Origin of the sequence: Roseiarcus sp. (genome assembly GCF_052145395.1) — a bacterium.
In the GTDB taxonomy this organism is placed as follows: domain Bacteria; phylum Pseudomonadota; class Alphaproteobacteria; order Rhizobiales; family Beijerinckiaceae; genus Roseiarcus.
This window is the reverse complement of sequence record NZ_JBKQOT010000640.1, coordinates 1-6,060: the sequence shown is the minus strand read 5'-3', so window position 1 is coordinate 6,060 and position 6,060 is coordinate 1. Positions and strand designations below refer to the sequence as shown.

Sequence of the window (6,060 nt, the reverse complement as noted above, 5' to 3'; positions counted from 1 at the left end):
GCCGTGGCTCACCACCGGCTATCTCAACAATCCGGAGGCTTCGGAAGTGCTATGGGGCGGGGGTTACCTCCACACCGGCGACGTCGCCTCGATCGATCCGGACGGCTATATCCGCGTCGCCGACCGGCTGAAGGACATCGTCAAGAGCGGCGGCGAATGGATCTCGTCGATCCAACTTGAGAACATCATCATGGAGAAGCCCGGCGTTAAGCGCGCGGCAGTGATCGCGATGAAGGACGTCAAGTGGGGCGAACGCCCGCTGGCGCTGGTTCTTCTCGAACCCGACCAGGTCAACGAGGTCGGCGAGGACGACATCCGCCTGCACGTCGCTTCCTATGTCGAGCGCGGAATCATCTCAAAGATCGCGATCCCGGAGAACGTGACCTTCGTCGCCGAATTGCCGCTGACCTCGGTCGGCAAGGTCGACAAGAAGAAACTGCGAGTCGCTTACGCGTAACGCGCGCGAAGTCACGCTCTTTCTGTCTCAGGCGCGCCGTGGCGAATGCGCCAATTCGCGGTTGCTCGTTCCACGGCGGACGCGGGACGGGCGCCGCCGGCCGCACCCTTAGACTTCGCCCCACACCTCCTCCGCGATCTCGACGAGACGGGCGAGCTTGATCCACTGGTCGGCCTCGGAGAGGTCGTTGCCGTCGGCGGTCGAGGAAAAGCCGCACTGGTGGGAGAGCGCGCACTGATCGAGCGGCAAATACTTGCTGGCCTCCTCGATGCGCCGCTTGACCTGGTCCTTCGGCTCCGCGGCGGCCTTCTTCGAACTCATGAGGCCAAGCACGATGGTGGCGCTCTTCGGCGCGAACCTTAAGGGGGCGAAGTCGCCGGAACGCTCATCGTCGTATTCGAGGAAGAATCCGTCGATCTTCATCTCATTGAGGAGGATCTCGGCGGCCGGCTCGTAGCCGCCTTGTGCCACCCAGGCGCTCTTGAAATTGCCGCGGCACAGGTGGACGCAGGTCGTCATGTCGGCGGGCCGGTCGCGGATCGAATCGTTGACCAGCCGGCAGTAGAGGCGGGTGAGCGCGTCGGGATCGTCGCCCCGCGCCTTGGTGCGGGCGCGGATCTCGGGGTCGCAGAGATAGGCGAGGTTGGTGTCGTCGAACTGCAGGTAGCGAAGCCCACGCGAAGCGAGGTCGGCCACCTCGGCTCGATAGGCGGCGGTGAGGTCCTCATAGAAGTCCTCGAGGTTTGGATAGACCGCCTCGCTGATGGCTTCGCGCCCCCCGCGGAAATGCAGCATCGACGGCGCCGGAACGCAGACCTTCGGGGTCCGGGTCACGGCCGACTTGAGGAAGTCGAAAGCCGGCCCCTGGATCGGCGCGACCCACTTGACCGGGCTCCCGACATGCATGGTCGGCGGGTTGAAGCCGACCTCAGTCCCGTCGGTTTTGCGGAAGCTCGCGGCATATTCGCCGTAATGGGTCTCGACGCCCTCGAGCCGTTCGAGGAAATCGACATGGAAATAGGTGCGGCGGAACTCCCCATCGGTGATCCCCTTCAGGCCCACGTTCTCCTGGGCGCGGACGACCTCGCGGATGCATTCGTCCTCGGTCGCGTGCAGGTCCTGGGCCGCAAGCTCGCCGGCTGCGAACTTCTCCCTCGCCTCGCGAAGGCGCTCGGGTCGCAAGAAGCTGCCGACATGATCGGCGCGGAACGGCGGACGGGTCATGGTTTCCTCCCACGGCGCTAAGATGATATGTCATCATGTCACGCCGGGCGCGCCTTTGACAACCCGGCGCTCAAGTTTAGCGCTTCGCGGCGAAGAACGCCCGCAACATCGCCGCGGCCTCAGTCTCCCGGATCCCGCCGTAGACTTCTGGCGCGTGGTGGCAGGTCGGCTGGCCGAAGAACCGAGGCCCATGGTCGACGGCGCCGCCTTTCGAATCCGCCGCCGCGTAGTAGAGGCGGCGGATTCGGGCATGGGAGATCGCGCCCGCGCACATCGCGCAAGGCTCGAGCGTCACATAAAGGTCGCAGCCGACGAGCCGCTCGGAGCCGATCGCGGCTGCGGCTTCACGGATTGCGAGGATTTCCGCATGGGCCGTCGGATCAGCAAGCTCGCGGGCGCCGTTGCCGGCTCGGGCGATCACGACGCCGTCGCGCACGACAACGGCGCCGATCGGGGCCTCGCCGCGTCCTTCCGCGGCGCGCGCCTCGGCGAAGGCGAGGCTCATCGGGTCCGTCGCCCCGGAGGGTTCGTTCGGCAAACTCAATCCCCGCTCATGGGAAGCGGCGCCGGCGCTTTTTCGTTTGGCGGCCGCGCGGCTTCGGGCTTAGGACAAGCGGCTGCTCCGGGCAATCCGATGAGCTCCGCGACGGACCTGAAACGAGCATGAGCGACGAAACCAACTCGGAGTCCGCGGTTCGCGAGGGCAGCCGCATCGCCAAGGTGATGGCGCGTGCGGGCTTGTGCTCGCGTCGCGAGGCGGAGACCTGGATCGCCGCCGGTCGGGTCACCGTCAACGGCAAGGTTCTCGAAAGCCCCGCCTACAACGTGACCGACGAAGACGACGTGCGGGTGGACGGCCAAAGGCTCGCGGCGCCGGAGCGCACGCGACTCTTTTTGTTCCATAAAGTTCGCGGACTGGTCACCACCGCGCGCGATCCCGAGGGGCGGCCGACCATCTTCGACGCCCTGCCCCCGGACCTGCCGCGCCTCGTCGCCGTCGGCCGGCTCGACATCAATACCGAGGGCCTCATGCTGCTGAGCAACGACGGGGGCCTCGCGCGCGTGCTGGAGCTGCCGTCGACGGGCTGGCTGCGCCGCTATCGCGTCCGCGCCCACGGCCATATCGATCAGCCGCAGCTCGACGCGCTGAGCAACGGGATCACCATCGACGGAATCGACTACGCCGGGATCGAGGCAAGACTCGACCGCGAGCAGGGCTCGAACGCCTGGATCACCATGGGCCTGCGCGAAGGCAAGAACCGCGAGATCAAGCGGGTGCTGGAGCACCTCGGGCTTTCCGTGAACCGGCTGATCCGCGTCTCGTTCGGGCCATTCGAGCTCGGCGATCTCAACGAAGGGGAGGTCGCCGAGGTGCGCACGCGCGTGCTGCGCGACCAGCTCGGCGCCAAGCTCGCCAAGGAGGCCGGCGCCGATTTTGACGCGCCGCTCGCCGAGCGGGCGCCGCCTGTCGAAGCGCCGCGCGAGGAGCGACGGAGGCGACCCGAGGGCCGCAAGGCGAGCTTCGGCAAGCCGACGTTCGATAAGTCGAGCTTCGATCGCAACCGCGACGAGGCGCCCCGGCGCGGGCCGCCGGCGCCGTCGACGGCCGTTCGCAAGCGCAAGCACGTCACCGCGCTCCGGGCGGAGATCGCCAAGGACGCGGCCGATGCGGCGGCACCGCGCAAAAGGATCGCGCGCGGCGCGACGCAGGATCGCAAGGGACGCACGGTCGCCGTCGAGCGGATCTCGAAGGCGGGGGCCGAAGCGGCTGAGCCCGGGTCGGCCGGAAAGCGGGGCTCCCGCAAGTTGGGTCCGCGTCGCGGCCGGCCCCCGGGTCATAGCCCGGGGGTTGAAGGCGGCCGCGAGTTTCCCGAGCGACCGCGGCGGCCCGATCCGTTCGAGGTGAAGCGCGGGCGCAACGGCGAGGGGCGCGATCGGCCGTCGCGAGCCGGCCCGCGGGAAGGCGACCCCCGCGCCGATTTCAAGCCGCGGGGCGCACGGAAAGACCGGGACGATCGCGGGCCGCGTGCATCCCGCCCGCCAAGGACGGAAGGCGGTGACACGCGGCCGGCCCGTCGCCCGGCGCGCGAAGGCGACGCCCGGACCGCATCGAAGCCGTATGGCGCGCGCAAAGAGTGGGACGATCGCGGGCCGCGCGCGCCCCGGCCCCCAAGGACGGAAGGCGGTGACGCGCGGCCGGCCCGTCGCCCGCGGCGCGAAGGCGATGCCCGGACCGCATCGAAGCCGTATGGCGCGCGCAAACAGTGGGACGACCGCGGCCCCCGCTCGCCGCGGGCCGAAGGCGACCAGACTCGGCCGCCCCGTCGCTCGACCCGCGACGACTCTCCTCGTGGTGGTGCGGCCAGTGGGCCGCCAGGCGGGCGCGGCGGCAAGCCGGGCGGAAGGCCTCCGAAAGGCGCCGGCCCTCGCCGGCCGCCGCCAAAGCGCTGACCGATGCGGATCGTCGGCGGCCGGCTGAAGGGCCGCGTTCTCGCCGCCCCCGGCTCGCGCGCCATCCGCCCGACCTCGGAACGTCTCAGGGAATCGATCTTCGACATTCTCGAGCACCGCTATCCCGGCCGGATCGAAGGGCGGCGGGTCGTCGATTGCTTTGCTGGATCGGGGGCGCTGGCGATCGAGGCGCTGTCCCGCGGCGCCCGCTTCGCACTGCTCATCGACAACGGGACCGAAGCGCGGGCGCTCTTGCGGGCCAATGTCGAGGCGCTGGGCCTTGGCGGCGTCACCCGCATCTGGCGGGCGGACGCCACAAAGCTCGGTGACGCGCCGGCTGGCGGCCCGTTCGCCCTCGCCTTTCTCGATCCGCCTTATGGGCATAACCTCGCCGGCGCGGCCCTCACCGCGCTGATTGCCGGCGAATGGCTGGAATCCGACGCCCTTTGCGTCGTCGAGGAAGCGGCCAGGGCCGAGATCGCGGCGCCCGCTGGCCTCGCGCTGATCGACGAACGGGTCTATGGCGACACGCGGATCGCGATCTTGCGGTCCGAAGGACCGGGGGGCGAGGGATGATGAGGATGAGCGCCGTCGGGCTCGCAGCGCTGGCGCTTTCGGCCTGCGCGGAGGCGCCGGAAATCGACCCGATCGCCCAGAAAACGATGATCGGCCTCTCCGAGCGGGCGGTCCTCACGTGCATGGGCGGCGCGCCGGCGCGGGTGACGAGGCCGGCCGAGGCGACGGAGATCTGGACCTATCGCAGCGGCGTGACCACGACCGACAGCCCACCGTGGGCCGTCGGGACGAACTTCAGCCTGCTCACGGGGGAAAAGCCCTGCGACGTGCGGATCGTGATGACTAACGCCCATGTGAGCCAGGTTTCCTACGCCCTGCCGGACGGGCGCGCCCTGCCCTCAGGCCGGCAGTGCTCGTTCCCGGTCTGGACCTGCGCGGCGCTACGCGCGACGCAATAGCCCCGATGGCGCGCGCCGAGCGGCTTCTCGAACTGATGCAGGCCTTGCGTCGCCGCCGGGCACCGGTCGCGGGAGGGGCGCTCGCGGAGGAACTCGGCGTGTCTTTGCGCACGCTCTACCGCGACATCGCGGCGCTCCAGGCGCAAGGGGCGGCGATCGAGGGCGAGGCCGGCTTCGGCTATGTGCTGCAGCCGGGGTTCACGCTGCCGCCGCTGATGTTTACGCTCGAGGAGGTCGAGGCGCTGGCGCTCGGGGCGCGCTGGGTCGAGGGCCGCGCGGACGAGGGGCTCGCCCGGAGCGCCGAGGACGCGCTCGCCAAGATCGCCGCCGTCCTGCCGCCCGAGCGCGCCGCCGCACTCGACTGGCCGATGCTGCTTGCGGGCGCGGCCCGCGCGGGCGAAGCGGAGCGTATGGCGCTGCCGCTCGTGCGCAAGGCGCTCGCGAACGAGCGCAAGGTTCGCTTCGGCTACGCCGACAAGGACGGGCGGCGGACAGAACGGGTCGTCTGGCCGGTGGCCGTGGGGTTCTTCGACTCCGTGATGATGCTCGCCGCCTGGTGCGAGACCCGAACAGCCTTCCGCCATTTCCGCCTCGACCGCATGGCCGGCGTCGAGGCCCTCCCCGACCGGCCGCCAAAGCCTCGCCGGACCCTGCTCAGGGACTGGCGGCGGACGCAGGGGCTGGAGGGATGAGGCCGCCGGCGCCCTCCGCCGTTTTCAACCTCGAGTCGGGCCTTTCCAAAGCATTGCGGCGCCTTTTCCGACCCTGAGAAGCGGGCCTCGCCAAGGACAAGCGGGACGTGGCTCGCTCCGCTCGGGCGGACAAAGGCCAGCAATTCTAAAAGAAGGGCATTTTTTGGGATTCACAAATCAGGGGAAACATGATTCACGCTAGGGATGGAGATTTTGGCGTCGCTGTTGTCTGGCCTGAAGGCGGTTTGCGCTGCGTTCCCGG

Annotated in this window: 7 protein-coding genes; 5 read left to right on the top strand and 2 right to left on the bottom strand. The window is 69.5% G+C overall.

Annotated features, from left to right (window positions below; genetic code table 11):
• On the top strand, window positions 1-457 hold a 457-nt coding region (locus ACLP25_RS22125), incomplete at its 5' end, for an AMP-binding enzyme (protein ID WP_442471299.1).
• Between the two features lie 108 nt (window positions 458-565).
• Here ACLP25_RS22125 and ACLP25_RS22120 read toward each other — a convergent pair.
• Together ACLP25_RS22120 and ACLP25_RS22115 are read right to left on the bottom strand one after the other, a co-directional pair.
• Window positions 566-1,681, bottom strand: coding sequence for a 5-methyltetrahydropteroyltriglutamate--homocysteine S-methyltransferase (locus ACLP25_RS22120; RefSeq protein ID WP_442471298.1), 1,116 nt, complete (start codon window positions 1,679-1,681; stop codon window positions 566-568).
• 76 nt (window positions 1,682-1,757) lie between these two features.
• A complete protein-coding gene (locus ACLP25_RS22115) occupies window positions 1,758-2,186 on the bottom strand; it encodes a nucleoside deaminase (protein WP_442471300.1) in 429 nt (142 codons plus the stop codon).
• A 158-nt stretch (window positions 2,187-2,344) separates the two neighbouring features.
• Here ACLP25_RS22115 and ACLP25_RS22110 point away from each other — a divergent pair, with 158 nt between their 5' ends.
• Genes ACLP25_RS22110 through ACLP25_RS22095 form a run of 4 tightly spaced genes read left to right on the top strand, consistent with a single transcriptional unit; the run spans window position 2,345 to window position 5,798 of the window.
• Complete coding sequence (locus tag ACLP25_RS22110) at window positions 2,345-4,132, top strand: pseudouridine synthase (RefSeq protein WP_442471297.1); 1,788 nt, start codon at window positions 2,345-2,347, stop codon at window positions 4,130-4,132.
• Window positions 4,133-4,135: 3 nt separating this feature from the next.
• Window positions 4,136-4,708: a 16S rRNA (guanine(966)-N(2))-methyltransferase RsmD gene (gene rsmD, locus ACLP25_RS22105; protein WP_442471296.1), complete on the top strand. Its 573-nt coding sequence runs from the start codon at window positions 4,136-4,138 to the stop codon at window positions 4,706-4,708.
• A 5-nt stretch (window positions 4,709-4,713) separates the two neighbouring features.
• Window positions 4,714-5,106 carry a hypothetical protein gene (locus ACLP25_RS22100; protein ID WP_442471295.1) on the top strand — a complete coding sequence of 131 codons (393 nt, stop codon included), beginning with the start codon at window positions 4,714-4,716 and terminating at the stop codon, window positions 5,104-5,106.
• A gap of 5 nt (window positions 5,107-5,111) precedes the next feature.
• Window positions 5,112-5,798: a helix-turn-helix transcriptional regulator gene (locus ACLP25_RS22095; RefSeq protein ID WP_442471294.1), complete on the top strand. Its 687-nt coding sequence runs from the start codon at window positions 5,112-5,114 to the stop codon at window positions 5,796-5,798.
• The last annotated feature ends 262 nt before the right edge of the window (window positions 5,799-6,060 follow it).